Annotated in this window: 1 protein-coding gene; it reads right to left on the bottom strand. The window is 55.8% G+C overall.

Annotated elements, in window-relative coordinates:
• Positions 1-334 precede the first annotated feature (334 nt).
• A complete protein-coding gene (locus BUC32_RS20055; protein ID WP_073257439.1) occupies positions 335-646 on the bottom strand; it encodes a hypothetical protein in 312 nt (103 codons plus the stop codon).
• Between the last annotated feature and the right edge of the window lie 669 nt (positions 647-1315).

Here is a 1315-nt window from a genome sequence, read left to right on the forward strand (position 1 = left end):
ATGGCGCTCTGGGGATGCGGGTTTGTTGTTTGTGTTCCCGCTGCAGGCCTCACTTCAACTGGTAGCTTCAGCAAAACAAGGGCTATCAGCTGCGAGGTCTCCCCGTCAACAGGCGCGGTCTGGTCTACGGTTTGGTCTACGGTGGCCCTGTCAACTCTTCAACCGCCCCTTGAGATCCACTGCGGTTGCCTGGGCGACTAATCTTGCGCTGGACGCCCCCCTGCAGATCACTTCGACCCACCCTCTGGCCCCGTAAGGTGCTGGGGGGGGAAGTCGTGACCGGTGATATAGTGATAGCGCCTCAGATATTTCACCCCAAAACCAGTCCGCCCCTTCAGGCCACAAGATCCAAAGCTTCATCGACCTCTCCGGTGGGCGGTTCTGGAACCTTGCCTCGAACAACATCAGCGATACCTGCATCCCAAGGAGACGCACGGCAATAACGATTGGCTGCTTGAGAGATTGTGCAGTAGCTTTTGCGCCCTTGGTAGAACAGGTGCTTCTTTGTTGGGTCTGGGCGGATGAGTGCTGGCATGGTCAGTATCTTCCGGATCCGGGGGCATTGTCCGCTTCTTGCAAGCTGAATGATCTCCTCAATGTAGCCCAGGCGTTGACCAGGCGGCATGGTGTAGAGCGTTTCTGCCATTCTCGCGGCCAGTTCGTAGATCTCATGTTGCTCACGTCGTGTGGCGGGACAGCTCTGGGCGTTGACTGGGTTGGCCTTGCGCAGACGCTTCTGGCTCTCGGCCTTCCTGCAAGAGGATGAGCAGAAACGCTTACCGCTCCTGTATGGGAATGCTGTGCCACACTCTGGGCATGTTGATTGACGGGTGCGTGGGGGCATTAAGGCCTCTTCTGATCGTGTCCCTACGCACGACAAAGCGACAGCAATTGGCTGATGCTGCCAATGCATGTTGTCGGGTGGAGACGGGGATGGGGGAATGAGGGCCTGAGACGAAAAAGCGTCGTCAGTACCTATAGGGGGAAGCAGGTGTTATAGCCTCAACCAAGCTTCAGGGAGAGACCACAGGGAGAGTAGCTAGGCGTTGTTCTGGCTCAGCTCTACATCAGGAAGACGCCAAGCATACGAGGAGCCTGTTGCTTGAACATGTCCTCGACAGAGCTATCACGTAAGCTGTTGCGAAGGTTGTTGCGACATCCCCTCCAAGTCGAGAAACTTCATCAAACAAGGAGGAGGTTGCAGCTCAAGCTATCCAGCCATACTGCCAAGACCTCAGATATGCTGGACGAAGTGCATAAGCATCATGGTCTTATCCAGGCCTGGGTCGAGGTCGAACAGGAAATAGCTGGTTAA

Origin of the sequence: Shimia gijangensis, from assembly GCF_900142085.1 — a bacterium.
GTDB classification, from domain to species: domain Bacteria; phylum Pseudomonadota; class Alphaproteobacteria; order Rhodobacterales; family Rhodobacteraceae; genus Shimia; species Shimia gijangensis.